This window comes from Microbacterium sp. WCS2018Hpa-23 (genome assembly GCF_031843845.1).
GTDB lineage: Bacteria > Actinomycetota > Actinomycetes > Actinomycetales > Microbacteriaceae > Microbacterium.
Map to the genome: position 1 here is coordinate 101,343 of NZ_JAVTIZ010000007.1, position 23,977 is coordinate 125,319.

Annotated in this window: 22 protein-coding genes and 1 tRNA gene; 18 read left to right on the forward strand and 5 right to left on the reverse strand. The window is 67.7% G+C overall.

Translation table 11 applies throughout. The features are described from left to right. Positions 1–9 precede the first annotated feature (9 nt). From RQG77_RS13025 to RQG77_RS13045, 5 genes are read left to right on the forward strand one after another with little or no spacing between them, the layout of a single operon-like run. The gene (locus tag RQG77_RS13025; RefSeq protein ID WP_311245078.1) at positions 10–1,563 is read left to right on the forward strand and encodes a carboxyl transferase domain-containing protein; all 1,554 of its coding nucleotides are present in this window, start codon (positions 10–12) and stop codon (positions 1,561–1,563) included. Between the two features lie 5 nt (positions 1,564–1,568). After that, positions 1,569–3,491 (forward strand): biotin carboxylase N-terminal domain-containing protein, encoded by a 1,923-nt coding sequence (locus RQG77_RS13030; RefSeq protein WP_311245079.1) that lies wholly within the window; start codon positions 1,569–1,571, stop codon positions 3,489–3,491. Then, complete coding sequence (locus tag RQG77_RS13035) at positions 3,491–4,639, forward strand: acyl-CoA dehydrogenase family protein (protein WP_311245228.1); 1,149 nt, start codon at positions 3,491–3,493, stop codon at positions 4,637–4,639. The genes RQG77_RS13030 and RQG77_RS13035 overlap by 1 nt, the downstream gene beginning before the upstream one ends. A 41-nt stretch (positions 4,640–4,680) precedes the next feature. Further along, on the forward strand, positions 4,681–5,169 hold the full coding sequence (locus RQG77_RS13040) for a MaoC family dehydratase (protein ID WP_311245080.1): 489 nt from the start codon (positions 4,681–4,683) through the stop codon (positions 5,167–5,169). Further along, the gene (locus tag RQG77_RS13045; RefSeq protein WP_311245081.1) at positions 5,166–5,972 is read left to right on the forward strand and encodes a CoA ester lyase; all 807 of its coding nucleotides are present in this window, start codon (positions 5,166–5,168) and stop codon (positions 5,970–5,972) included. Before RQG77_RS13040 ends, RQG77_RS13045 begins: the two co-directional genes overlap by 4 nt. 39 nt (positions 5,973–6,011) lie before the next feature. Here RQG77_RS13045 and RQG77_RS13050 read toward each other — a convergent pair whose 3' ends face one another. Further along, positions 6,012–6,599, reverse strand: coding sequence for a histidine phosphatase family protein (locus RQG77_RS13050; protein ID WP_311245082.1), 588 nt, complete (start codon positions 6,597–6,599; stop codon positions 6,012–6,014). Continuing rightward, positions 6,596–7,435 carry a Sir2 family NAD-dependent protein deacetylase gene (locus RQG77_RS13055; RefSeq protein ID WP_311245083.1) on the reverse strand — a complete coding sequence of 280 codons (840 nt, stop codon included), beginning with the start codon at positions 7,433–7,435 and terminating at the stop codon, positions 6,596–6,598. Before RQG77_RS13055 ends, RQG77_RS13050 begins: the two co-directional genes overlap by 4 nt. A gap of 94 nt (positions 7,436–7,529) precedes the next feature. On the opposite strand from RQG77_RS13055, the gene RQG77_RS13060 reads away from it, so the two are divergent. Beyond that, positions 7,530–8,402, forward strand: a complete 873-nt coding sequence (locus RQG77_RS13060; protein ID WP_311245084.1) for an RNA methyltransferase — start codon at positions 7,530–7,532, stop codon at positions 8,400–8,402. Here RQG77_RS13060 and RQG77_RS13065 read toward each other — a convergent pair. Then, a complete protein-coding gene (locus tag RQG77_RS13065) occupies positions 8,350–9,177 on the reverse strand; it encodes an SGNH/GDSL hydrolase family protein (protein WP_311245085.1) in 828 nt (275 codons plus the stop codon). The two genes, RQG77_RS13060 and RQG77_RS13065, sit on opposite strands and share 53 nt — an antisense overlap. Before the next feature lie 148 nt (positions 9,178–9,325). Between RQG77_RS13065 and RQG77_RS13070 the strand changes: the two genes are divergently transcribed. Then, positions 9,326–11,068 carry a DEAD/DEAH box helicase gene (locus tag RQG77_RS13070; protein ID WP_311245086.1) on the forward strand — a complete coding sequence of 581 codons (1,743 nt, stop codon included), beginning with the start codon at positions 9,326–9,328 and terminating at the stop codon, positions 11,066–11,068. Positions 11,069–11,227: 159 nt separating this feature from the next. Continuing rightward, entirely contained in the window at positions 11,228–12,340 is a 1,113-nt protein-coding gene (locus RQG77_RS13075; RefSeq protein WP_311245087.1) for a VIT1/CCC1 family protein, read from the forward strand. Positions 12,341–12,474: 134 nt separating this feature from the next. Here the strand turns inward: RQG77_RS13075 and RQG77_RS13080 are convergent. Then, a tRNA-Leu gene (locus RQG77_RS13080) sits at positions 12,475–12,557 on the reverse strand. Positions 12,558–12,669: 112 nt separating this feature from the next. Here RQG77_RS13080 and RQG77_RS13085 point away from each other — a divergent pair. Continuing rightward, complete coding sequence (locus tag RQG77_RS13085) at positions 12,670–13,965, forward strand: M20/M25/M40 family metallo-hydrolase (protein ID WP_311245088.1); 1,296 nt, start codon at positions 12,670–12,672, stop codon at positions 13,963–13,965. A gap of 45 nt (positions 13,966–14,010) precedes the next feature. After that, positions 14,011–14,835 (forward strand): undecaprenyl-diphosphate phosphatase, encoded by an 825-nt coding sequence (locus tag RQG77_RS13090; protein WP_311245089.1) that lies wholly within the window; start codon positions 14,011–14,013, stop codon positions 14,833–14,835. A gap of 21 nt (positions 14,836–14,856) precedes the next feature. Here RQG77_RS13090 and RQG77_RS13095 read toward each other — a convergent pair whose 3' ends face one another. Continuing rightward, positions 14,857–15,708 (reverse strand): PAC2 family protein, encoded by an 852-nt coding sequence (locus tag RQG77_RS13095; protein WP_311245229.1) that lies wholly within the window; start codon positions 15,706–15,708, stop codon positions 14,857–14,859. A 90-nt stretch (positions 15,709–15,798) separates the two neighbouring features. On the opposite strand from RQG77_RS13095, the gene RQG77_RS13100 reads away from it, so the two are divergent. The 8 genes from RQG77_RS13100 to RQG77_RS13135 are packed head-to-tail and all read left to right on the forward strand — an operon-like array spanning position 15,799 to position 23,975. Further along, the gene (locus tag RQG77_RS13100) at positions 15,799–16,482 is read left to right on the forward strand and encodes an HAD family phosphatase (protein ID WP_311245090.1); all 684 of its coding nucleotides are present in this window, start codon (positions 15,799–15,801) and stop codon (positions 16,480–16,482) included. Beyond that, positions 16,479–17,498: a tRNA (adenine-N1)-methyltransferase gene (locus tag RQG77_RS13105; RefSeq protein WP_311245091.1), complete on the forward strand. Its 1,020-nt coding sequence runs from the start codon at positions 16,479–16,481 to the stop codon at positions 17,496–17,498. Before RQG77_RS13100 ends, RQG77_RS13105 begins: the two co-directional genes overlap by 4 nt. A gap of 10 nt (positions 17,499–17,508) precedes the next feature. After that, a complete protein-coding gene (locus RQG77_RS13110) occupies positions 17,509–18,423 on the forward strand; it encodes a hypothetical protein (protein ID WP_311245092.1) in 915 nt (304 codons plus the stop codon). Beyond that, positions 18,423–19,418: a WYL domain-containing protein gene (locus RQG77_RS13115; protein ID WP_311245093.1), complete on the forward strand. Its 996-nt coding sequence runs from the start codon at positions 18,423–18,425 to the stop codon at positions 19,416–19,418. The genes RQG77_RS13110 and RQG77_RS13115 overlap by 1 nt, the downstream gene beginning before the upstream one ends. Further along, on the forward strand, positions 19,415–20,404 hold the full coding sequence (locus tag RQG77_RS13120; RefSeq protein ID WP_056509867.1) for a YafY family protein: 990 nt from the start codon (positions 19,415–19,417) through the stop codon (positions 20,402–20,404). Before RQG77_RS13115 ends, RQG77_RS13120 begins: the two co-directional genes overlap by 4 nt. A 26-nt stretch (positions 20,405–20,430) precedes the next feature. Beyond that, positions 20,431–20,688, forward strand: a complete 258-nt coding sequence (gene tatA, locus RQG77_RS13125; RefSeq protein WP_056509869.1) for a Sec-independent protein translocase subunit TatA — start codon at positions 20,431–20,433, stop codon at positions 20,686–20,688. 54 nt (positions 20,689–20,742) lie between these two features. After that, positions 20,743–21,501, forward strand: a complete 759-nt coding sequence (gene tatC / locus RQG77_RS13130) for a twin-arginine translocase subunit TatC (protein ID WP_056510248.1) — start codon at positions 20,743–20,745, stop codon at positions 21,499–21,501. Further along, a complete protein-coding gene (locus RQG77_RS13135) occupies positions 21,498–23,975 on the forward strand; it encodes a DEAD/DEAH box helicase (protein WP_311245094.1) in 2,478 nt (825 codons plus the stop codon). The genes tatC and RQG77_RS13135 overlap by 4 nt, the downstream gene beginning before the upstream one ends. The last annotated feature ends 2 nt before the right edge of the window (positions 23,976–23,977 follow it).

Genomic DNA, 23,977 nt, shown 5'->3' on the forward strand with positions numbered 1-23,977 from the left:
GACAACACGATGCCCGCAACCCAGCAGTCCCTCGCCGCCGAGCTGCACCACCGGCTGACGGTCGTCGCGCAGGGTGGGCCGGAGGCTTCTCGTGAGCGGCATGTCGCACGAGGGAAGCTCCTGCCGCGCGAGCGCGTGATCCGTCTTCTCGATGAGGGGAGCCCTTTCATCGAGGTGGCACCGCTGGCAGCCGACGGCCTGTACGGGGGAGAGGCGCCCGCAGCGGGAGTGATCGCGGGCATCGGTCTCGTGCACGGGAGGCACGTCATGGTCGTCTGCAACGATGCGACGGTCAAGGGCGGTACCTACTTCCCGCTGACGGTGAAGAAGCACCTGCGTGCGCAGGAGATCGCCCTGGAGAACCGCCTGCCGTGCCTGTACCTGGTGGACTCGGGCGGGGCCTTCCTCCCCAAGCAGGATGAGGTGTTCCCCGATCGCGAGCACTTCGGTCGGATCTTCTTCAACCAGGCGCGGATGTCGGCAGAGCGCATCCCGCAGCTCGCAGCGGTCCTCGGCTCGTGCACGGCCGGTGGGGCGTATGTCCCGGCGATGAGCGACGAGACGGTGATCGTCCGCGATCAGGGCACGATCTTCCTCGGCGGCCCGCCCCTCGTGAAGGCGGCGATCGGCGAGGTCGTGTCCGCAGAGGAACTCGGGGGCGGCGAGCTCCATGCCCGCCGCAGCGGCGTCGTCGATCACCTGGCGGAGGACGACGAGCATGCCCTCGAGATCCTGCGGGACATCGTCGCCACACTTCCTGCCCCGCATCAGCCCGCCTGGGAGGTGCACGACAGCCGGGCCCCTGCCGAGCTCGGATCGATCTACGACGTCGTCCCGGTCGACGTGAACGCGGCGTACGACGTGCACGAGGTCATCGATCGGCTCATCGACGCCGACAGCTTCCGCGAGTTCAAGGCGGAGTACGGCACGACCCTGGTCACGGGGTTCGCGCGGCTCCACGGTCACCCGGTCGGGATCGTCGCGAACAACGGCGTCCTCTTCAGCGAATCGGCGCTCAAGGGCTCGCACTTCATCGAACTCTGCGACCAGCGTGGCATCCCGCTGCTGTTCCTGCAGAACATCACGGGATTCATGGTCGGCTCGGATGCCGAGGCCGGCGGGATCGCGAAAGACGGCGCGAAGATGGTGACGGCTGTGGCGAGCACCCGAGTGCCCAAGCTCACCGTGATCATCGGCGGCTCCTTCGGCGCTGGCAACTACTCGATGTGCGGCAGGGCCTACTCCCCGAGATTCCTCTGGACGTGGCCGGCCAGCCGCATCTCCGTGATGGGCGGGGCGCAGGCCGCCTCCGTGCTCTCCACCGTCAAGTCCGACCAGCTCGCCGCTCGCGGAGAAGGCTGGAGTGCCGACGAGCGAGACTCCTTCGAGTCGCCCATCCGCGAGCAGTATGAGACGCAGGGCGAGCCCTATTACGCGACAGCGCGTCTCTGGGACGACGGCATCATCGATCCCGCTGAGACCCGCGACCTTCTCGGCCTCGCCCTCGACGTGGTCGCCCGCAGCCCACTGCCCGAACCGCGCTTCGGCCTCTTCCGGATGTGATGGCCATGAAGCTCCAGAACACTCACACGTTCGACGCGGTCCTGGTCGCGAACAGAGGCGAGATCGCACGCCGGATCATCCGGACGCTCCGAGATCTCGGCATCCGCAGCATCGCCGTCTACAGCGACGCCGATACCGACGCACCCCATGTGCGGGAGGCCGATGACGCGGTGCGGATCGGGGCGGCTCCCGCAGCGGAGTCCTACCTCGACATCGACTCCGTGATCGGCGCCGCACGCGCCGCCGGCGCTCAGGCCATCCATCCCGGCTACGGCTTCCTCTCGGAGAGCGTCGGGCTCGCCGAAGCGTGCGCGGAGAGCGGCATCGTCTTCATCGGCCCGTCGGCCGATGCGCTCCAGATCATGGGCGACAAGGCCAAGGCGCGCGACCACGTGGTGCGTTCCGGTGTCCCGGTCGTTCCCGGGTTCGATGCCCGCGGTCTGTCTGACGCGGAGATCGCCGAAGAGGCGATCGCCATCGGATTCCCGCTGCTGGTCAAGCCGAGCGCAGGAGGAGGCGGCAAGGGGATGGAGATCGTCGCCGATGAGGCGGCACTCGGGTCGGCGCTGGCGTCGGCGAGGCGGGTCGCAGCATCGGCGTTCGGCGACGACGCGCTGATCCTCGAGCGGCTCATCCGACGTCCACGACACATCGAGGTCCAGGTCTTCGGAGATGCCCACGGGACGGTCATCGCACTCGGCGAGCGCGAGTGCACCCTCCAGCGCCGTCATCAGAAGGTCATCGAGGAGGCACCGTCTGCGGGCATCCCCGAAGCGACCAGGGCTCGACTTCTGACCGCGGCGATCCAGGCGGCGGAGAGCGTGTCGTACGTCGGGGCCGGCACGGTGGAGTTCCTCATCGATGCGGATGCTCCGGAGCAGGTCTTCTTCATCGAGATGAACACGCGTCTGCAGGTCGAGCACCCCGTCACCGAGGAGGTGACCGGTCTCGACCTCGTGGCGCTCCAGATCCGGGTCGCCGAAGGAGGGCCACTCGACCAGCCTCCTCCCGTACGCGGGCACGCGGTCGAGGCCCGTGTCTACGCCGAGTCGCCGGAGCGCGGGTTCCTGCCATCCACGGGCCGAGTGCTGCTGTTCGATCCGCCTCACGGCGTACGGGTGGATGCCGCGGTGGAGACGGGCTCAGAGGTCACAGGCTTCTACGACCCGATGATCGCGAAGGTCATCGCCGTCGCCTCCGACAGGGAGACGGCACTTCGCCATCTGGATGAGGCGCTGGCGCGCACGGTCGTCCTCGGTGTGGACACGAACATCGCCTTCCTGCGCACGCTGTGTCGCGACTCCCGGGTGATGGCCGGGGATCTCGACACCGGCCTGATCGACACTCTGCTGCCTCTGACTGTTGAGCAGCCGACGACGGCGATGCTGGCCGCCGCGAGGGGCGGTGTTCTGCGCGACAACGTCCCAGGTTCAGACGACAGGACCTCCCGCCGTGCCGGCGCCGTATGGGCTGCGCGCAGCGGAGTCGCGCCGCGCGAGATCGCGTTCCTCACCGATCAGGACGAGGTCCTCTTCGCATCCGAAGCGCCAGACGCTCACCGCCAAAAGATCACCGTCGCCATCGACGGCGACGGCGCGGTCTGGGTGAGCGAGGACGGGCGCACCGCACGACTCCGGCCGATCGATCGCCGCCAGCGCATGCAGCGACGCCTGCAGGCACGGGATGAGCGCGCCGTGGCGACCGGCCCAGATGCCCGTGCACCGATGCCGGGGAGCATCGTCGCCGTGCACGTGGCCGACGGTGACTCGGTGACGGCGGGCACGCCGATCGTCTCGATCGAGGCGATGAAGATGGAGCACCCCGTGCTCGCCCCGCATGACGGGGTCGTGAGCCTGCTGGTCGCCGTGGGCGATCAGGTGCGGCGCGACCAGCCGGTCGCCCGCGTGACGACGGAGGAGAACCGATGATGGAAGATCTGAACGACGAGGAGCGCGAGCTCGCCGCGATGGTGCGCGACTTCGCTGACAGCGTCGTCGCGCCGCAGTCCTACGAGGCCGACCGCACGCACACGCTCTCGATGGACGTCGTGGGACAGATGGGCGATCTCGGGCTGTTCGGTTTGCCCTTCCCCGAGGAGCACGGCGGACAGGGCGGCGACTACATGGCCCTGGGCATCGCGATCGAGGCTCTCGGTCGCGTCGATCAGTCGATCGCGATCACTCTCGAGGCGGGCGTGAGCCTCGGAGCGATGCCGGTGTTCCGCTTCGGAACCGAGGAGCAGAAGCAGGAGCTGCTCCCGGATCTGCTCGCCGGTCGTGCTCTCGCGGGCTTCGGTCTGACCGAGCCCGAGGCCGGCAGCGACGCGGGGGCGACGCGCACGACGGCCCGCCTCGACGGTGACGAGTGGGTGATCGACGGGTCGAAGCAGTTCATCACCAACTCCGGGACCCCCATCACCCGATTCGTCACGGTCACCGCCGTCACGGGCAGCGAGGACGGACGCAAGGAGATCTCCACGATCATCGTCCCGAACGGCACCCCGGGTTTCACGGTGGAGGCGCCGTACGACAAGGTCGGATGGAACGCGTCCGACACGCATCCGCTGACCTTCGACGGCGCGCGCGTGCCGGCGGGGAATCTCCTCGGAGAGCGGGGGAGCGGCTTCCGCAACTTCCTCAGCATCCTGGACGAGGGGCGTATCGCGATCGCGGCGCTGTCGACCGGCGCTGCAGAGGGCTGCCTCGAGGCGGCCGTGGACTATGCGAAGAGCCGCACGATCTTCGGAAGTGCGCTCAGCACCCGTCAGAACGCCCAGTTCACCCTGGCCCGGATGCGCGCTCGGGTGCACACGGCCCGGCTCGCCTGGCATCACGCGGCGAGGCTGCGCGACGGGGGACGGCCGTTCGCCGAGCAGGCGGCCATCGCCAAGCTCGTCGCGGGAGAAGCCGCCATGGACAACGCGAGGGACGCGACCCAGATATTCGGAGGCAACGGGTTCATGAACGAGTTCCCGGTGGCTCGTCACTTCCGCGACTCCAAGATCCTCGAGATCGGCGAGGGCACGACCGAGGTCCAGCTCCTGGTGATCGCGCGCGCGCTCGGACTCGCCGGGTAGCGTGGCAGCATGCGACCTTCCCATCGATCGAAGGAGCCGAAGTGAGCGCACACGACATCGTCCAGCGGGGGCTCTACTTCGAGGAGTTCGATCTGGATGCCCGGTATCTCCACCGACCGGGGCGTACCGCCACCGAGGCCGACAACGTGCTCTTCACGACGCTCACGATGAACACGCAGGCACTGCACCTCGATGCGTCGTTCGCTGACGCGCAGCAGCCCTTCGAGGCACGCCTGATCAACTCGATGTGGACGCTGTCGACGATGGTCGGCGCATCCGTCGCCCAGCTCACGCAGGGAACGCTCGTCGCGCAGCTCGGCTTCGGCGACGTCGCATTCCCGCACCCGCTGTTCGCGGGCGACACTCTCTATACCGAGAGCGTGATCACCGAGAAGCGACTCTCGGCTTCGCGCCCCGGACAGGGGATCGTGACCATCGCCCACACCGGACGCAACCAGAACGAGACGGTCGTCGCCACGGCCACGCGTTCGGTGCTCGTGCACCGCCTGCCTGAAGGGGGAGCCCGATGACCTTCGAACTCGGACCGGCGCTGCTGTTCTGTCCGGCAGATCGCCCCGAACGCTTCCGGGGAGCGCTGGAGAAGGCGGATGCCGTCATCCTCGACCTCGAGGACGCCGTTCTCCCCGACTCGAAGGCGGCAGCCCGGGGCCACCTCATCGATGCCGACCTCGATCCCGATCGGGTGATCGTGCGGGTCAACCCGCCAGGGTCAGAGGCCTTCGCCTCAGATCTGTCGACGCTCTCCCAGACGGACTTCCGCACTGTCATGGTCGCCAAGACCGAGAGCCCCGAGAGCCTCGGCGCCTTCGATGAGAGGTTCTCGCTGGTCGCGCTGTGCGAGACGGCACGAGGTGTGCACGCGGCCGACCGGATCGCGGCGCATCCGCAGATCGTCGCGATGATGTGGGGCGCCGAGGATCTGGTGGCGTCTCTCGGCGGGACATCGAGCCGTCTTCCGACCGGCGGCTATCGCGACGTCGCTCGATATGCACGGTCTCGGGTGCTTCTGGAAGCCGGCGCGCACGGCAAGGCTGCGATCGATGCGGTGCACATCGACATCGCTGACATTGCGGGGCAGAAGGCAGAGGCCATCGACGCGGCGGCATCGGGATTCGCCGCGACCGCCTGCATCCACCCGAGTCAGGTCGCGGTGATCCGAGACGCCTACGCACCCGCAGCGGATGCTCTCGACTGGGCGCGGGCCGTGCTCGAAATGGCCGAGTCGGAGCGCGGTGTCTTCCGCTTCCAAGGACGGATGGTCGATGAACCCGTCCTCCGACATGCTCGTTCGCTGCTCTTGCGCGCGCGCTGAGTCGGCTCGGAGCGTCGAGTCGCGCCCTCTGCCAGCGAGTCAGATGAGGACGGACTGATCCAGCAGGCGCAGCACCCCGGGCGACACCTCGAAGCGGTGCGCGGATCCGTTGACGATCGGGTCGCCGGCGTGAGGCAAGGTGCCACCGGACACATGCGAGATGAGCGAGCGGATCACGCCGCCGTGAGCCACGACGATCACGGATTCGGCGACAGGCGTCGAGCGTCGACGAGAATCACGGGCGATCTCGTCCAGAGCATCCATCGCCCGCGCGGCCACCTCGTCGAGCGTCTCTGCGCCCGGCACCGGCGCCAGCCAGTCGCCGTAGGTCTTCATGTACTCGGAGACGAGCATGCCCTCTCCTTCGCCGAACTCACGCTCCCGGATGTCCGGCACGAGCACGGGCGCGCCGAGTCCGAGCTGGTCCGCGATGATCTCGGCGGTCTCCCGCGCCCGCAGAAGCGGGCTGCTGTAGATCGCGTGATGGGTGGTTCCCTCGAGGCGTTCTGCGGCGGTCCGCGCATCGGCGCGGCCTGTCTCGTTCAGCGGGATGTCGGTTGCGCCCTGGATCCGGCGAGCCAGATTCCAATCGGTCTGGCCATGGCGCACGAGGGTGAGCAGGGTCATTCGAGAAGCTCCTGGATGGCGGGGAGCACGTCGCTGGTGCCCGCGGCGATGGTGACATCGGCCCAGACATCAGCGCGCGTGGGCTCGCGGTTGATGATGATGAGGGGGATGCTGCGGCGGCGCGCGCGCTCGACCAGCCGGACCCCTGAGTTCACGACGAGGGACGAACCGGCGACGATCATCGCGTCACTCGCACGGAGCAGCGATTCCGCGGCCTTGAAGCGATCCTGGGGGACGTACTCGCCGAAGAACACGACATCCGGCTTCAGCATCCCGCCGCACACCGTGCAGACCGGGACGATGAAGCCGTCGGTGCTCTCGGGCAGCACGTCGCCGTCGGGTGCCAGCGCGACGTTCTCGGGCACCGAGATCCACGGATTGCGCTGTTCGATCTGCACCGCGATGTCGCGACGGTCGAACACCTGGCCGCATTTGAGGCACAGCACCCTGCGCATCGTGCCGTGCACCTCGATGACGTGCGAGCTGCCCGCGCGCAGATGCAGGCCGTCGACGTTCTGCGTGATGACTCCGCTGACCTGCCCAGACGACTCCATCGTTGCGAGCGAGAGGTGACCGGGATTCGGTTCCGCCCTCGCGAACGCGCGCCACCCGAGGTGCCCACCGACCCAGTAGCGACGCCGAGCGGCTTCGTCCCCCAGATACCGCTGGATGGTCATAGGGTCCGACCTGTTGCGGGAGCCCTCGCCGCGATAGGCGGGGATGCCGGAATCCGTCGAGATGCCCGCTCCCGTGAGCAGTGCGATCTTCCGTCCTCGAAGGAGTTCGGCGGTGCGAGCGATGGTGGCCGACAACTCGACCGGACTCGATGCGCTCACAGGACCTCCTTCTGCGAGTCTACGACGTGCCGCGTGGTCAAGGCTTCGCGGCCGACCGCGATGCGGCCGAGCGACCGATGGCAGACTGGGGCGCGTGGAACTGCTGCGCGTGACGAACCCGGACGATCGACGACTCGACGACTATCGCGCGCTCACCGACACGGCACTCCGGACCGCGAGCGACCCCGCCGGCGGTCTGTACATCGCTGAGTCGACCAAGGTGATCGCCCGCGCCGTCGCCGCAGGTCACCGGCCGCGCTCCGTCCTCGTGCAGGAACGTCGCATCGACGACATCAGAGCGATCGTCGGCGATCTCGATGTTCCGGTGTTCGTGGTCCCGGACGAGGTGGCCGAAGCGGTCACCGGTTTCGCCGTGCATCGCGGCACGATCGCATCGATGTATCGCCCTGAGCTGCCGACGGTTCGTGAGGTGATCGACGGCGCGACGCTCGTGCTGATCCTCGAGAACGTCGGAGATCACACCAACGTCGGCGCGGCCTTCCGAGCGGCGGCCGGGCTCGGCGCGGACGCGGTGCTGGTGTCGCCCGGGGGAGCGGACCCGCTGTACCGGCGCAGCGTGCGCGTCAGCATGGGAACCGTGTTCCAGGTGCCCTGGACCCGCATCACGGACTGGGAGTCGGCGGTCTCGGACCTACACGCGGCGAGGTTCGATGTCGCAGCTCTCGCTCTGCGCGATGATGCCGTGACGCTCGACGCCTATGTCGCCGATCGCCCTGAACGCGTCGCGGTCGTGATGGGAGCGGAAGGCGACGGGCTCTCCCGCACTGCCCTCGAGATCGCAGACACGGTCGTGACCATCCCCATGTCCGGCGGCGTGGACTCTCTGAACGTCGCGTCGGCCGCGGCGGTGGCTCTGTGGGCGCTCACGTCGGGCCGACTCCCGAGCAGGGCCGTCAGTCGAGGCCGGGGAACACGACCGGCGACGGCTCCGGACGCTTCGCCATGATGTGATCGCCCGAGGACTCGTGGCGCAGACGTCGCAGGACCCAGGGGACGAGGTGCTCGCGCGCCCAACCCAGATCCTCGGAGCGTGCCTCTCGCCAGGTGCGTATCGGCAGCGGCTCCGGCTGCATCGATTCGAGATCGTTGGGGACGTTGAGGGCGCGGAGCGCCATCCTCGCGATCTCGTGATGCCCGAGCGGGTTGTAATGCAGTCGGTCATCGTCGAAGAAGCGCATGTCCTGCACGACCTTGAGCGCCCACTGGTCCGCGACGATGCAGTCGTGGCGCTCGGCGATCGCTCGGATGTTCTCGTTGTAGATCGCGACCTTGCCGCGGAAGGCGCGGAAGACGGGGGTGAAAGCCGTATCGACGCCGGTGAAGAGCAGCACGGCCGCACCGGTGGAGGAGAGCCGCGCAACGGCATCCTCGAGCTGCACGGCGATGGCATCCGGATCTGTGCCGGGGCGGATCACGTCGTTCCCACCGGCGCAGATCGAGACGAGATCTGGGTGCAGGTCGATCGCCGGTTCGATCTGGTCGCGAACGATCTGGGCGATGAGCTTGCCGCGCACTGCGAGGTTCGCGTACGCGAAGTCGTCGACCTGCCGCGACAGCACCTCGGCGACGCGGTCCGCCCAGCCGCGATGATTCCCGGGGTGCGAGGGGTCGGGATCCCCGATGCCTTCGGTGAAAGAATCGCCGATCGCGACGAAACGTCGCCACGGGTGCACGCTCTCGTTGTCGAGATGCGGGGTCCGGGTCGAATCCTGGTCTGTCATCCAGCTCTCCTTCGCGAACGGACGCAGCACATCGATGGCGGCTGCGCAGTGACCGAGCCTACTCGTGTGCGAGCATCCGCGGCGAGGACGCGCGCGGCGGAGGCCGCGAGCGTGCCGAGTGTCGGCGGCAGCGATTATCGTTGTCTCGATGCTCTCTCCGTCCTTCCCACAGCGCGCCCCCTGGGGCACTGCGAACAAGCTGCGCGCGTGGCAGCAGGAGGCGCTCGAGCAGTACTTCCAGGCCGACCAGCGCGATTTCCTCGTGGCCGCGACACCAGGCGCCGGGAAGACGACGTTCGCTCTCACCCTCGCGGTCGAGCTCATGCGCATGGGCGAGGTCAACCGCATCATCGTGGTCGCCCCGACAGAGCACCTCAAGACGCAGTGGGCCGACGCCGCGGCGCGCGTGCACATCCGACTCGACCCCCGGTTCCGCAACAGCGACTGGGCGCCGGCGCGGCACTATCACGGTGCGGTGGTGACGTACGCTCAGGTCGCCGCCAAATCCTCGGTCCACCGGCATCTCACCGAGGACGCCAAGACGCTCGTGGTGCTCGACGAGGTGCACCACGGCGGCGACGCGCTCAGCTGGGGCGACGCGATCCGCGACGCCTACGGGCCGGCGAAACGCCGTCTGCTTCTCTCGGGAACCCCGTTCCGCAGCGACACCGCGCCCATCCCGTTCGTCGAGTACCACCCCGACGAATCCGGCGCGCGGATCTCGCGCACCGACTACAACTACGGCTACGGCCGCGCCCTCGCCGACGGTGTCGTCCGACCCGTGCTGTTCCACATGTACGCGGGCAAGATGCGCTGGCGCACCAGCACCGGCGACGAGCTCGAGACCCACCTCGGGCAGGACAACACCAAAGACGTCACGTCGCAGGCCTGGCGCACGGCGCTGGACCCCGAGGGCGAGTGGATGCCGGCGGTGCTGTCCGCCGCCGACCGCCGCCTCACCGAGATCCGCAACCATGTGCCGGATGCCGGCGGACTCGTGCTCGCCACGGATCAGACCGTCGCCCGCGCGTACGCCAAGATCCTGCACAGCATCACCGGTCAGCGGCCCACCGTGGTGCTGTCGGACGATGCGACCGCATCGGAGCGCATCGAGACGTTCAGCGCCAGCGAGGATCGCTGGATGGTCGCGGTGCGCATGGTGTCCGAGGGCGTCGACGTCCCTCGCCTCGCGGTCGGTGTCTACGCGACCTCGTCCTCGACTCCGCTCTTCTTCGCCCAGGCGATCGGTCGCTTCGTGCGTGCCCGGCGCCGTGGCGAGGCGGCGAGTGTGTTCCTGCCCCAGGTCCCGGTGCTCATGGGGCTCGCGAACGAGATGGACAAGCAGCGCGAGCATGCGCTCGACCGGCAGTCGAACGATGACGACGGTCTCGAGGACTCGCTGCTCGATGCCGCGAACCGCGAAGAAGAGACCTCAGACGCGCTGACCCAGGAGTTCAGCTATCAGGCACTGTCGTCGGTGGCGCATTTCGACCGCGTCGTGTTCGAGGGACAGGAGTTCGGTCAGCTCGCCGAACCGGGAACGCCCGAGGAGGAGGAGTTCATCGGATTCCCCGGGCTCCTCGAGCCCGAGCACGTGCACGAGCTGCTCATGCAACGCCAGGCGCGGCAGTCGCGCCTGCGAGAGGTCCGCGAGGCCGAGGCAGGACCCACCGAGACCACGACGCTGCCTGCACCTCTGCACCGCACCCTGCGCGAGCAGCGGCAGCTTCTGAACAGCCTCGTGGGGCTGTACGCCAGGCAGAAGGGCGAGCCGCACGGGTCTGTCCACGCCGAGCTGCGGCGCATCTGCGGCGGGCCGGCTGTCGCACAGGCGACCGTCACGCAGTTGCAGTCGCGCATCGAAGTTCTGCGCAAGCGCGTCCGCACCTGACGCCGGGCCGGTTCGACACTGACCGGCTCGGCACCGGGAAAACGCCCGGTTCGGATTCCCGAAAAGCTGGCAATCACGGCCTCCGTGACGACGCTGAGGCCGCCCGAAGCTAGCGTTGAACGGTTGCCCCGCTCGGGGCTCCACCGATCAGGAGACGTCATGACAGCCCCCGCTGCCGCCGAGCCCGCCGCTGCACAACCCACCCCCGCAGACCGCCGCCGCTGGGCCCGCTACCTCGTCGAGGAGCGTGCCGAGGGCATGATCTACCAGAACCTCGCGCATCGACGCACCGGCGAGGAGCGTGAGATCCTCCTCAGCCTCGCCGACGCAGAGCGCCGCCACGAGCAGCACTGGCTCGACCTGCTGGGCGCTGAGCCCTCGAGGCTGCCCCGAGCCGGCATCCGCTCCCGACTCCTCGGCTGGATGGCCGGTCGGTTCGGATCGATCTTCGTGCTGGCTCTCGCACAGAACGCCGAGGCGCGCTCTCCATACGACTCGGAGCAGTACGCGACTCCCGCGATGCGCGCCGACGAGAAGGTCCACTACGAGGTCGTGCGCGGCCTCGCCGCACGAGGCAGGCGGCGGCTGTCCGGGTCGTTCCGCGCGGCCGTGTTCGGCGCGAACGACGGTCTGGTCAGCAACCTCGCCCTCGTGCTCGGCATCGGGGCCACCGGCGTGAGCTCCGGATTCGTGCTCTTCAGCGGGATTGCGGGGCTGCTCGCGGGCGCACTGTCGATGGGAGCGGGGGAGTTCGTCTCCGTGCGATCGCAGCGAGAGCTCCTCGCGGCCACCGAAGCCAACGAGGATGCCGCTGCATCCGCGGCCGACCTCGACATCGACGAGAATGAGCTGGCACTCGTGTATCGCGCTCGGGGGATAGGCCAGGAAGAGGCCCTGGCCCGCGCGGGACGCATCGTCGCTGCAGCCCGAGCGGGTGCCGAACGCACTACGACGGGTCCCGTCAGCATCCACGCGGGCGACGACCATGAGATCGTCGGCAGCGACTGGACGGCGGCGATCTCGAGCTTCCTGCTCTTCGCCTCCGGTGCGATCATCCCGGTCCTGCCCTGGATCTTCGGTCTTGACGGTGCCACAGCCGTCATCGTCGCGCTCGTGCTCGTGGGCGTCGCCCTGCTGACGACAGGTGCCATGGTCGGGATACTGTCCGGCGGACCGCCCCTGCGTCGAGCTCTGCGACAGCTCGCGATCGGTTTCGGAGCCGCGGCGATCACGTACGTGCTCGGTTTGGTGTTCGGAGTGGGAACGGCCTGAATCGGGCAGGCAGCCGGCATATGAGGGTGCGGGGCGGGCTCTGGGAGGAGTTCCGCCCCGAGCGGCCCGACGCGAATCGTTCGCTGGGAACGAAGAAGGCTCCGGATATCGTGACGATATCCGGAGCCTGTCCGTGCGCGGAGGGGGACTTGAACCCCCACGCCCTTACGGGCACTACGACCTCAACGTAGCGCGTCTACCATTCCGCCACCCGCGCAGGTGTTGGATGTTCGTTGCCGAACGAAGATTTACATTAGCACGAGCTTCGAGGCTCCCTGAAACCGACGGCGACGCCCGGGCGCGCCACGGCATTTCGATAGCCTGGGCACATGACCGATCCGTCCCTTCCCGAGGTCGTTCGCATCGCGAGCGACCTGATCCGCTTCGACACTTCCAACTTTGGCGGAGGCAATGCGAAGGGCGAGCGCGAAGCCGCCGAGTACGTGGGCGCGTATCTGGAGGAACTGGGCCTCGAGGTCGAGTACTACGAACCGATCCCGCGGCGCACGAATGTGATGGCGCGCGTCCCCGGCCGGGATTCGAGCAGACCGGCTCTGGTCGTCCACGGGCACCTCGACGTCGTTCCGGCGATGGCCGAGGACTGGACGGTCGATCCGTTCGCCGGGATCGTCAAGGACGGGATGCTGTGGGGCCGCGGTGCCGTCGACATGAAGAACATGAACGCGATGATCCTCACTGCCGTCGCCGACATCCTGCGCGCGGGGGAGCAGCCCGAGCGAGACCTCGTCCTGGCGTTCTTCGCCGACGAGGAGAACGGCGGGGTCGAGGGTTCGGCGCTGGTCGTGCAGAACAAGCCCGAGTGGTTCGCCGGCGCCACCGAGGCGATCAGCGAGGTCGGCGGGTACTCGATCACCGTCGACGACCGCCGTGCCTATCTGCTGCAGGTGGGCGAGAAGGCGCTGATCTGGATCCGTCTCGTAGCGAAGGGGCGCGCCGGTCACGGCAGCCGCCTGCACGACGACAACGCCGTCACGAAGCTCGCCGAGGCCGTGGCGGCCATCGGACGGACCCGGTGGCCGCTGCGGTTGACCTCGACCACTGAGGCCCTTCTGCAGGGTCTCAGCGACCTCACCGGACGCTCGGTGGACGACCCCGATGCTCTGGCCTCCGCGGCAGGCCCTGCGGAGGCCTTCCTGCGTTCGTCGTTCCGCACCACCACGAACCCCACAGCTCTCACCGCTGGCTACAAGCACAATGTCATTCCCGAGCGCGCGGAGGCTCTGATCGACGTGCGCGTCATCCCCGGCACCGAGGACGATGTGCTCGCCGAGCTGCAGCGGATCGTCGGTGACGACATCGAGATCGAGATCGTCGTGCGCGACATCGGCATGGAGACGCCTTTCGCGGGAGAACTGGTCGACGCGATGGTCGCGAGCCTCGGTCGCCACGACCCGGGAGTGCCGGTGATCCCGTATCTGCTGGGAGCGGGCACGGACAACAAAGCGCTCGCGTATCTGGACATCACCGGATACGGTTTCGCTCCGCTGCAGCTTCCTGCAGACCTCGACTTCACGGGCATGTTCCACGGAGTCGATGAGCGCGTACCCGTAGAATCGCTTGTCTTCGGTCAGCGGGTGCTGGCCGATCTGCTGCGCACGTACTGAGCCTTCGGCTCGTCGTCCGCGCTCCACGATTCAGAAAGCTCCTCCATGCACCTGTTCGAAGCGCTCATCCTCGGCATCGTCCAGGGACTCACCGAGTTCCTGCCGATCTCCTCCAGCGCCCATCTGCGCATCCTCGGCACATTCCTGCCCTCAGGTGAGGACCCGGGTGCGGCGTTCACCGCGATCACCCAGATCGGCACCGAGGCAGCGGTCGTGGTGTTCTTCTGGCGCGACATCGTGCGCATCATCGCGCAGTGGTTCCGCTCACTGACCGGACGGGTTCCGCGCAGCGATCCCGATGCCCGCATGGGGTGGATGATCATCATCGGCAGCATCCCGATCGTGGTGCTCGGACTGCTCTTCCAGGACCAGATCGAGACCGTCTTCCGGTCGCTGTGGATCGTGGCGATCATGCTGATCGTCTTCGGCATCCTGCTCGGGATCGCCGACCACGTCGGCGCCAAGCGCCGAAAGCTCGACCAGCTGACGTACCCGCACGGCATCGCCTACGGATTCGCACAGGCACTCGCGCTGATCCCCGGCGTCTCCCGTTCGGGCGGAACGATCACGATGGGCCTGTTCCTCGGCTACGAACGTGCCGCCGCCGCCCGCTACGCCTTCCTGCTCGCGATCCCCGCGGTCTTCGGAAGCGGCTTCTACCAGGTGTTCAAGAGCTGGGACGAGCCGTCGTTCTTCTCGTTCGGCGACACGCTGGCGGCGACCGGCATCGCGTTCGTCGTGGCGCTCGGAGTCATCGCCTTCTTCATGAACTACATCTCGAAGCGCAGCTTCCTGCCGTTCGTGATCTACCGCATCCTGCTCGGAACCGTCCTGCTGGTCCTGCTCGGCACGGGCGTCATCGTCGCCTGAGCGGGGACGGGCCGTCAGAGACTAGCGCTTGTGGTGGTCCCCGGGGCCGTCGCCGCGGCGCTTGAGGTAGCGCTCGAAGGCCTGGGCGATCGCGTCGCCTGAGGCATCGGGGGAGTCCCACGTGTCCCTGGTGCGCTCGAGCTGCTGGATGTACTCCGTCATGTCCTCGTCGTCCGCGGCTGCGGCATCGATCGAGGCCTCCCACGCCGCGGCCTCGGTGCGCAGGTGATCGCGCGGCACGTCGACACCGGTCAGCTCCTCGAGGCGATCGAGCAGCGCGAGGGTGACCTTGGGCGACGGCGTGGCCGAGGCGACGTAGTGCGGCACGCTCGCCCAGAGGCTCGCGGTCGGGATGCCCGCGCTCTCGGCGAAGTGCTCGATGACGCTCAGGATCCCGACGGGGCCCTCGTAGAGAGAGCGCTCGAGCCCGTGGGCCTCGCGGACCTGCTCGTTCTGGCTCGAGGCGAAGATCGAGATCGGTCGGGTGTGGGGGACGTCCGACAGCATCGCACCGAGCGTCACGAAGCCGGTGATGTCGTCGCGGAGCGCGATGTCGATGAACTCCGAGGCGAAGGACTGCCATGTGCGTGCCGGTTCGACACCGGTCAGCACCCAGAATTCCGGGCCGGGACCCGGGTCGCGTGGACGCCACAGGCCGGCCTCCGGCCAGGTGAGCTGACGACGCCCCTCGGCATCCATCTTCGTCGCCGGGCGCGTGTACTGGTAGTCGAAGTACAGCTCGGGATCGATCGAGTGCACGAGGTCGTAGTCGGTGGTCTCGCGCAATGCGGCGATCGCTCCACTCGCAGCCTCACCCGCGTCGTTCCAGCCGTCGAAGGCGACGATGACGATGCGTGAACCGAGGACATCCATCATGGGCTCCCTTCGCGATATCGGATCGGTATCCCTCCAGGCTAGTCCGACCGCGCGAGGAGGGGGCGGAGCCACGGCTAACATGGTTCAGTGAGCAGACAGCCCCGCGCGATCCTCTGGGACATGGACGGAACACTCGTCGACACCGAACCGTATTGGATGGCTGCAGAGACGGAGCTGGTCGAGTCCTTCGGGGGCTCGTGGAGCCACGAGGACGCGCTCCAGCTCGTCGGAAACGGTCTGATCGACAGTGCGATCATCCTTCAGAACGCCGGTGTCGACATGGATGCCGAAGCGATCGTCGCTCTTCTCACCGACGGAGTGCAGGAGGCGCTGCGCACTCAGGGCGTGCCGTTCCGTCCGGGGGCGCGCGAGCTGCTGCAGGACCTGCGATCGGCGGGGATCCCGACCGGGCTCGTGACCATGTCCCTCCGCCGGATGGCGCTCAGCGTCGTCGACCTGATCGAGTTCGACGCGTTCGACATCGTCGTGGCCGGCGACGACGTGACCAACCCCAAGCCGCATCCGGAGCCGTACCTGCACGCCGCAGGGCTCCTCGAGATCGACATCGCCGACGCCGTCGTCATCGAGGACTCGCCGACCGGGCTCCGCGCCGGAATCGCCTCCGGCGCCGTGGCGCTCGGCGTCCCGCACATCGTGCCGCTCGACCATGTCGGAGCGCACGAGCTCTGGCCGACGCTCGAGGGCCGCACTGCCGCAGACCTGATCGACCTGTTCGATCGCAAGAACTCCATGACGGGAGCCACCCGATGACCTCCACCACCTCACAGCGGCCGAGCGGGCCGTTCCGAGAGGGCGACCGGGTGCAGCTGACCGGCCCGAAGGGGCGCCTGCACACCGTGACCCTCCGCGAGGACGGCGAACTCCACACCCACCAGGGCGTCCTGAAGCATCGCGACCTGATCGGTCTTCCCGATGGCTCCGTCGTGGCGAACAGCTCGGGGCACGACTACCTCGCGCTGCGTCCGCTGCTGCGCGACTTCGCGATGTCCATGCCCCGCGGTGCGGCGATCGTCTACCCGAAGGATGCGGCGCAGATCGTCATGCAGGCCGACATCTTCCCGGGCGCCGTCGTCGTCGAAGCCGGAGTGGGCTCCGGAGCGCTGTCGCTGTCGCTGCTCCGCGCGATCGGACCCGCCGGACGTCTGGTGTCGTTCGAGCGACGTGAGGACTTCGCGCAGGTCGCGCGCGGCAACGTCGAGACGTTCTTCGGCGCGACTCCCGACACCTGGGACGTCGTCGTCGGCGATCTGGCAGAGGCCCTGCCCGGCGAGTTCCCCGCAGGCTCGGTCGATCGGGTCGTCCTCGACATGCTGGCTCCGTGGGAGTGCATGGACGTCGTCGCCGACGCCCTGACGCCCGGCGGAGTCGTGCTCTGCTACGTCGCCACCGCCACCCAGCTGTCGCGTGTCGCGGAGTACATCCGCAGCACGGGGCTGTTCACCGACCCCGAAGCCTCCGAGACGATGGTGCGCGGCTGGCACGTCGAAGGTCTGGCCGTGCGACCGGACCACCGCATGGTGGCGCACACGGGCTTCTTGCTCACCGCGCGACGACTCGCTCCCGGTGCTGTCGCGCCCCAGGTCAAGCGTCGGGCGTCGAAGAGCAGCTACGGCGACGCCGATGTCGAGCAGTGGACGCCCGGCGCCGTCGGCGATCGCGAGATCAACGACAAGAACCTCCGAAAGCGCGCCCGTGAGGCGGCCAAGGCCGCGGAGGGCGCGCGTCTTGCATCCGGTTCGCGCGAATCCGAGCCGTCTACGGAATAGACTGGAGCGCGTGCGTAAAACGTCCGCCGTTCTGGCCACTCTCAGCCTCGCCGTCCTCACTCTGACCGGATGCGCCGCGGGTCCGACGTTCGCGGGCGAGGTCTGCGATCGGACCTCCCACGCAGGCTCCGTCGAGGACTCCGTGACCGTCGAGGGTGACCTCGGCGAAGCACCGGATGTCACCGTGTACACCCCGGTCAAGACCGATGAGACCGCGTTCGCGGACATCATCACGGGCGAGGGCGAGACTCTGACCTCGACAGTGCAGCCGATGGTGCTCGACATCGCCTTCTACGGCGGCGAGAGCGGCGAGAAGCTCTACGAGTCGGAGTACAACGGCGACACGAGCCGGGTGCACAACATCTCTTACTGGGCCCAGCGCTCTCCGGGCCTCGAGTCCGTGCTCGAGTGCGCCACCGGCGGTAGCCGTGTCGTGGCGGTGCTCACCCCCGAGGACTTCGGCGAGGCGAACGTCGAGGCCTTCGGCCTCGCGAAGGACGAGAACATCGTCGCCGTCGTCGACGTCCTCGACGTCTACCTCGCACACGCCGAAGGCGCGTCGCAGTTCAACGACGCACGGGGTCTGCCGACCGTCGTGCGCGCACCCGACGGCACGCCGGGTGTCATCATCCCCGACAGCGCAGCGCCCGAATCCGCCGTGACCCAGACCCTCATCAAGGGCGACGGCGCGAAGGTCGAGAAGGATTCGACCATCGTGACGAACATCATGGCGCTCGGCTGGGACGACAAGACCGTCACCTCGAGCACGTGGGGCGCGGAGCCGAACATCGGCCCCGCCGCGGAGGAGCTCGTGGGCGCGACCGTCGGGTCTCAGCTGCTGGTCGTCGTGCCCGCGGCAGACGGCAACCCGGCGACCGTGATCGTCGTCGACATCCTGGGCATCGTTCCCGTCCCGGAGCAGTGATGGCAGCCCGTATTCCGGCGGAAGAGCGTCTGACGAACCTCGTCGTGGCGCTCATGGCGACGGAGATCGGGCTCACGAAGCAGCAGATCCTCGACAATGTGTCGGGGTACCGTCAGCGAGCGGATGCCGGTGTGCGCTGGGATGCGCTCGAGAAGATGTTCGAGCGCGACAAGGACGAGCTGCGCACACTCGGAGTTCCCGTCGAGACGATCGGCGATCAGGCCGATCCCAATGATCTCCGCGAGGCGCGGTATCGCATTCCGCAGGCGGAATACGACCTGCCCAGCGACATCGAGTTCACGGCTGCCGAGCTCGCTGTGCTTCAGCTGGCAGGCAGCGTGTGGAGCGCGGAGTCCGCGTCGGGCGACGCCAAAGCAGGCGTTCGTAAGATCCGCGCGCTCGGGATCGACGGCGACGAACCGATCATCGGGTTCGCGCCCCGCATCACGGCCCGCGATGCGGCGTTCCCGCAGCTGCAGGAGGCAATCGAGAAGAGCCGCGTGGTTCTGTTCGACTATCTCAAGCCGGGAGAGGATTCGCCGCGCCGCCGCAGCATCCGCCCCCTGGCGCTCGTCGACTACGAGGCGCGCTGGCACGTGTTCGGCGTGGACGTCGACATCGAGGCCGATCGGATGTTCCTGCTGAGCAGGATCGTCGGCGACGTGAAGATCACACCCAAGAGTTTCGATCCGGAACTCCGGGACGGAGCGGGGGAACGCGCGCTGGCGGGTCTGGAGAACGTCGCAGCGCAGAACTCGGCTCTCCTTGAGGTGACGCCGGGCACAGAGGCGTCGCTGCGCCTCGGCCGTCGCGCGACGCCCGCTGCCACCCAGGGGATCCTCGTACCTTTCGTCGACCTGCACATCCTCGCGGACGAACTCGCCTCCTACGGACCGGAGGTGCGAGTGGTCGAACCCACCGCTCTCCGCGATGCAGTGGTCGCTCGGCTCACGGCCGTCGTCGCGACCCACTCGGATGAGGGGGAGTCATCGTGAGCGCTCAGCCGAAGCCGTTGCTCGCCGCTGACCGGGTGCGTGTCTATCTCACGCTGGTGCCATACCTGCTCGAGCACGGACAGGTCTCTCTCGCTGAGGCCTCAGAGGAGTTCGGGGTGACCCCGGGCGAGATGCGTCAGATGGTCGAGAAGCTCACGGTCATCGGTCTTCCGGGCGACTCGGGATTCTGGCAGCAGCCGCAGGAGATGTTCGACATCAACTGGGATCTGCTCGACGATGAAGACGTCATCGAGATCACGAACGACGTCGCCCTCCGACGAGTGCCGCGCTTCACCGCACGAGAGGCCGCAGCTCTGCTGGCCGGCCTGCAGATGGTCGCCGCGGTGCCTGCCGTGTCGGATTCCGGCCTGGTCAGCGGTCTCATCTCCAAACTTTCCCGCGGAGCAGCCGACGCGCCCGCAGAGGTGGTGGTGGCACCCACCGCCGTCGACGAGGTCCGCCAGGTGGTGTCGCGCGGGGTGCAGGACGGCGTGGCCGTCGCATTCACCTACCAGGCACCGGATGCGGCGCCGACGACTCGAACGGTCGACCCCGTCCAGGTGATCATCACCAACGCGCAGTGGTACCTCCAGGGCTGGTGTCACACACGGCAGGCCATGCGAACGTTCCATCTCGACAGGGTGAGCGACGCCCGCCTGACCGACATCCCCATCACCCATGCGGGTGACCAGGTGCCGGAGGCCTTCTCGGCCGTCGACGACGAGGGCGAGGTGCAGGTGCGCGTTCCTGAGAGGGTGGCACCGCTTCTGGGTGACTTCCTGACCGCCGACAACGTCGAGGTCGAGGGCGGAATCGTCAGCGCGCGTCTGCATCTGGCCGACCCGCGCGGCATCAAGAGACTGGCCGCGCGGTTCGGCGGAGCGCTCGAGGTCGTGGACCCCGGCGTCGCTCGAACGGCGACTCGTGAATGGGCCGAGGCCGGACTCGCCCTGTATCGCCACCCGGACAGCTCCAACGCCGGTTAGACTTCTACAAACGACGAAGGAGAATCATGGGCGCTTTCGGTTGGCCACATCTGCTGATCATCCTCGCCGTCATCCTGCTGCTTTTCGGTGCGGCGAAGCTGCCGGCACTGGCGAAGAGCCTCGGTCAGTCCGCCCGGGTGTTCAAGGGCGAGATGAAGGCGATGAAGAATGAAGACGCGAGTGACCCCGCAGAGCCGGGTGCTCCGTCGCCCACGGCTTCGGTCGCTGACACCTCGGTGACGGCCCGCGACACGGATCCGGGTCAGCCTCCTCGATCCGCATAGCCCGTGTCGGCTCTCGAATCCGCCGACCAGGAGGCTCCCGGTCGCGACAGGCGGATGTCTCTCGGCGCCCACCTCGTCGAGCTGCGTAAGCGGCTCTTCATCGCCGCAGGCGCACTCGTCGTCGGCATGATCATCGCGTTCATCGTCACGGAGCCGATCATCGAGCTCCTCTCGGTGCCGATCCGCACGATCGCTGCAGAAGCCGGGCGTGAGTACACGGGTCTCAACTTCACCACCGTCACGAGCGGCTTCGATCTGCGCATGCGGATCGCGTTCGCCATCGGACTGCTGGTCTCGGCGCCCGTGTGGCTGTGGCAGGTGTGGGCCTTCGTGATGCCCGGCCTCACGAAGAAGGAGACCCAGTACACCTGGGGATTCCTCGGTGCGGCCATCCCGCTGTTCTTCGGTGGCTGCACGGTCGCCTTCTTCGTGCTCCCGCACGTCATCGAGATCATGGCGGGCTTCGTGCCGAAGGGCATGGCGCAGTTCTTCGACTACTCGACGTACTACGACTTCGTCTTCAAGTTCCTGCTGGTGCTCGGCATCGCCTTCGTGCTCCCGGTCTTCCTCGTCGCGTTGAACGTCGCAGGAATCGTCTCCGGGCGCGAGATCCTCAAGGGGTGGCGGGTCGCGATCCTGGTCTGCACGATCTTCGCGGCCGTCACCACACCGCCCGCTGACGTCTTCTCGATGCTGCTGCTGATGGGATCCATGATCGTGCTGTACTTCGCCGCGACCTTCATCTCGATGCTCTTCGATAGACGCAAGCGCAAGCGCGATGCGGCAGCGGGCATCGAGCCCGTGACCGCATGAGTTCGCCCGCCGAGCGGTACGCGGCAGCGCGCGAGGCCGCGGGACATCCGGCGACCGTCGCGTTCGCCGCGAGCCAGAAGTTCGCACTCGACCCCTTTCAGATCGAAGGCTGCCACGCGCTCGAAGACGGGAGCAGCGTGCTCGTCGCCGCTCCCACCGGTGCGGGGAAGACGATCGTCGGGGAGTTCGCGATCAACCTCGCGATGCAGACCCCCAGCGACAAGGCGTTCTACACGACGCCGATGAAGGCGCTGTCGAACCAGAAGTTCCGCGAGCTGGTCGACGTGTACGGTCCGGACGAGGTGGGCCTGCTCACGGGCGACACGAACATCAACGGCAACGCACGGATCGTCGTCATGACGACCGAGGTGCTGCGCAACATGATCTACGCGGACTCGGCCGCGCTGCGCGATCTCCGATACGTCGTGATGGACGAGGTCCACTACCTCGCGGATCGCTTCCGCGGCGCGGTGTGGGAAGAGGTGATCATCCACCTCCCGCAGCATGTGCGGCTGGTATCGCTGAGCGCCACGGTCTCGAACGCCGAGGAGTTCGGCGACTGGCTCGACACCGTGCGGGGTGACACCGAGGTGATCGTCTCGGAGATCCGCCCGGTGCCGCTGGAGCAGCATGTGCTGGTGCGAGACGACCTGCTGGCGCTGTTCGACGACCGCGCGGGCATCGCCACGGCGCAGGTCAACCAGGAGCTGATGCGCATCCGCTCGTTCACGGGCTCGAACTACGAGAACAATCGTGACGCGCAGTCGTATCGCAGCAATCGCCATGCCGGAAGGCAGGCTCAGCGCCCGCCGCGGGGCGGACGGCGTCCTGTCCGCGCCTCGAACGTGCGGCGGATCGAGCGCATGGATCGTCCGGACGTGATCCGGTTGCTCGAACGCTCCAACCTTCTTCCGGCGATCTTCTTCATCTTCAGCCGCGTCGGCTGCGATGCGGCTGTACAGCAGGTCCGACGGTCGGGCGTGCGGCTCACGACCACCGAGGAGAAGGCCGAGATCCGCGCGATCGTCGAGGATCGCACCCGCTCCCTGCAGGACGAGGACCTCGGCGTGCTCGGATACTGGGACTGGCTGGAGAACCTCGAGCGGGGCGTCGCCGCCCACCACGCAGGTCTGCTGCCGGCCTTCAAGGAGGTCGTGGAGGAGCTCTACAAGCGCAAGCTCGTCAAGGTCGTCTTCGCCACCGAGACCCTTGCGCTCGGCATCAACATGCCCGCGCGCACGGTCGTGCTCGAGAAGATGGAGAAGTTCAACGGTGAGGCGCGAGTCGCCATCACCTCCGGCGAGTACACCCAGCTGACCGGGCGCGCAGGCCGCCGCGGTATCGACGTCGAGGGGCACGCGGTCGTCCAGTGGACCGAGGGGATGGACCCGCAGGCTGTCGCTGCGCTCGCCTCGCGACGAACCTATCCGCTGAATTCCAGCTTCCGGCCGACGTACAACATGGCCGTGAACCTGATCGACCTGTTCGGCAAGGCGCGCGCCCGTGAGGTGCTCGAGTCATCGTTCGCGCAGTTCCAGGCCGATCGGGCCGTCGTGGGACTCGCACGCCAGGTCCGAGAGGCCGAGGAATCTCTCGAGGGCTACAAGGCGGCCATGGTCTGCGATCACGGCGACTTCCTCGATTACGCCTCCATCCGACGCGAGCTCAGCGACCTCGAGAAGAAGAACCGCCAGGATTCGAATGCGCCCCGTGTCTCGCGGGACAAGCGGATGAAGCAGATCCAGAGTCTGCGCACCCGCATGCAGCGGCACGGGTGTCATCGCTGCCCCGATCGCGAAGCGCACGCGCGCTGGGCGGAGCGGTACTGGAAGCTCAAGCGGCAGAACGACCGCATCCGCCGGCAGATCGAGACCAGGACCGGAACGGTCGCGCGAGTCTTCGACCGTGTGGTCGAGGTGCTCGAGACGCTCGACTATCTTCACCGCGACGGCGACGATGTGACCACGCTCACTGATGCCGGGCGCACGATGCGCCGGATCTATGGCGAACGCGACCTGCTGGTCGCCGAGTCGCTGCGGCAAGGACTCTGGAACGGTCTCGACGCTCCCTCGCTCGCAGCCATGGCCTGCTGCCTCGTGTACGAACCGCGCAGGGACGAGGCGAACTCGGGGGAGAGGGACCTGCCTCGAGGTGCTTTCCGAGGCGCGTACGAGAAGACCACGACACTGTGGGCGGAGCTCGATGACCTCGAGAAGGACCATCATCTTCCGGGCAGCGAGCCTCTTGCGGCCGGCCTTGCGGGCGCCATGCACTCGTGGGCGCGCGGGGGAATGCTCGATCGCGTCCTGATCGATGCCGACATGGCTGCGGGCGATTTCGTCCGCTGGGCGAAGCAGACCATCGATCTGCTCGACCAACTGTCGATCGTCGCCGAGGACGGCGCTCTCGCTCGTAACGCGCGAGTGGCACTGGACGGCGTGCGCCGTGGCATCGTCGCCTATTCGTCGATGTGAGA

Excerpts from the sequence above, each read along its gene's own strand:
- RQG77_RS13065 (WP_311245085.1), bottom strand. The coding sequence starts at position 9,177 with ATGACAGACCAGGATTCGACCCGGACCCCGCATCTCGACAACGAGAGC.
- tatC (WP_056510248.1), top strand. The coding sequence starts at position 20,743 with ATGTCTCTCGGCGCCCACCTCGTCGAGCTGCGTAAGCGGCTCTTCATC.
- RQG77_RS13035 (WP_311245228.1), top strand. The coding sequence starts at position 3,491 with ATGGAAGATCTGAACGACGAGGAGCGCGAGCTCGCCGCGATGGTGCGC.
- RQG77_RS13075 (WP_311245087.1), top strand. The coding sequence starts at position 11,228 with ATGACAGCCCCCGCTGCCGCCGAGCCCGCCGCTGCACAACCCACCCCC.
- tatA (WP_056509869.1), top strand. The coding sequence starts at position 20,431 with ATGGGCGCTTTCGGTTGGCCACATCTGCTGATCATCCTCGCCGTCATC.
- RQG77_RS13050 (WP_311245082.1), bottom strand. The coding sequence starts at position 6,599 with ATGACCCTGCTCACCCTCGTGCGCCATGGCCAGACCGATTGGAATCTG.
- RQG77_RS13045 (WP_311245081.1), top strand. The coding sequence starts at position 5,166 with ATGACCTTCGAACTCGGACCGGCGCTGCTGTTCTGTCCGGCAGATCGC.
- RQG77_RS13085 (WP_311245088.1), top strand. The coding sequence starts at position 12,670 with ATGACCGATCCGTCCCTTCCCGAGGTCGTTCGCATCGCGAGCGACCTG.
- RQG77_RS13135 (WP_311245094.1), top strand. The coding sequence starts at position 21,498 with ATGAGTTCGCCCGCCGAGCGGTACGCGGCAGCGCGCGAGGCCGCGGGA.
- RQG77_RS13095 (WP_311245229.1), bottom strand. The coding sequence starts at position 15,708 with ATGGATGTCCTCGGTTCACGCATCGTCATCGTCGCCTTCGACGGCTGG.
- RQG77_RS13115 (WP_311245093.1), top strand. The coding sequence starts at position 18,423 with ATGGCAGCCCGTATTCCGGCGGAAGAGCGTCTGACGAACCTCGTCGTG.
- RQG77_RS13070 (WP_311245086.1), top strand. The coding sequence starts at position 9,326 with ATGCTCTCTCCGTCCTTCCCACAGCGCGCCCCCTGGGGCACTGCGAAC.
- RQG77_RS13030 (WP_311245079.1), top strand. The coding sequence starts at position 1,569 with ATGAAGCTCCAGAACACTCACACGTTCGACGCGGTCCTGGTCGCGAAC.
- RQG77_RS13025 (WP_311245078.1), top strand. The coding sequence starts at position 10 with ATGCCCGCAACCCAGCAGTCCCTCGCCGCCGAGCTGCACCACCGGCTG.
- RQG77_RS13105 (WP_311245091.1), top strand. The coding sequence starts at position 16,479 with ATGACCTCCACCACCTCACAGCGGCCGAGCGGGCCGTTCCGAGAGGGC.
- RQG77_RS13090 (WP_311245089.1), top strand. The coding sequence starts at position 14,011 with ATGCACCTGTTCGAAGCGCTCATCCTCGGCATCGTCCAGGGACTCACC.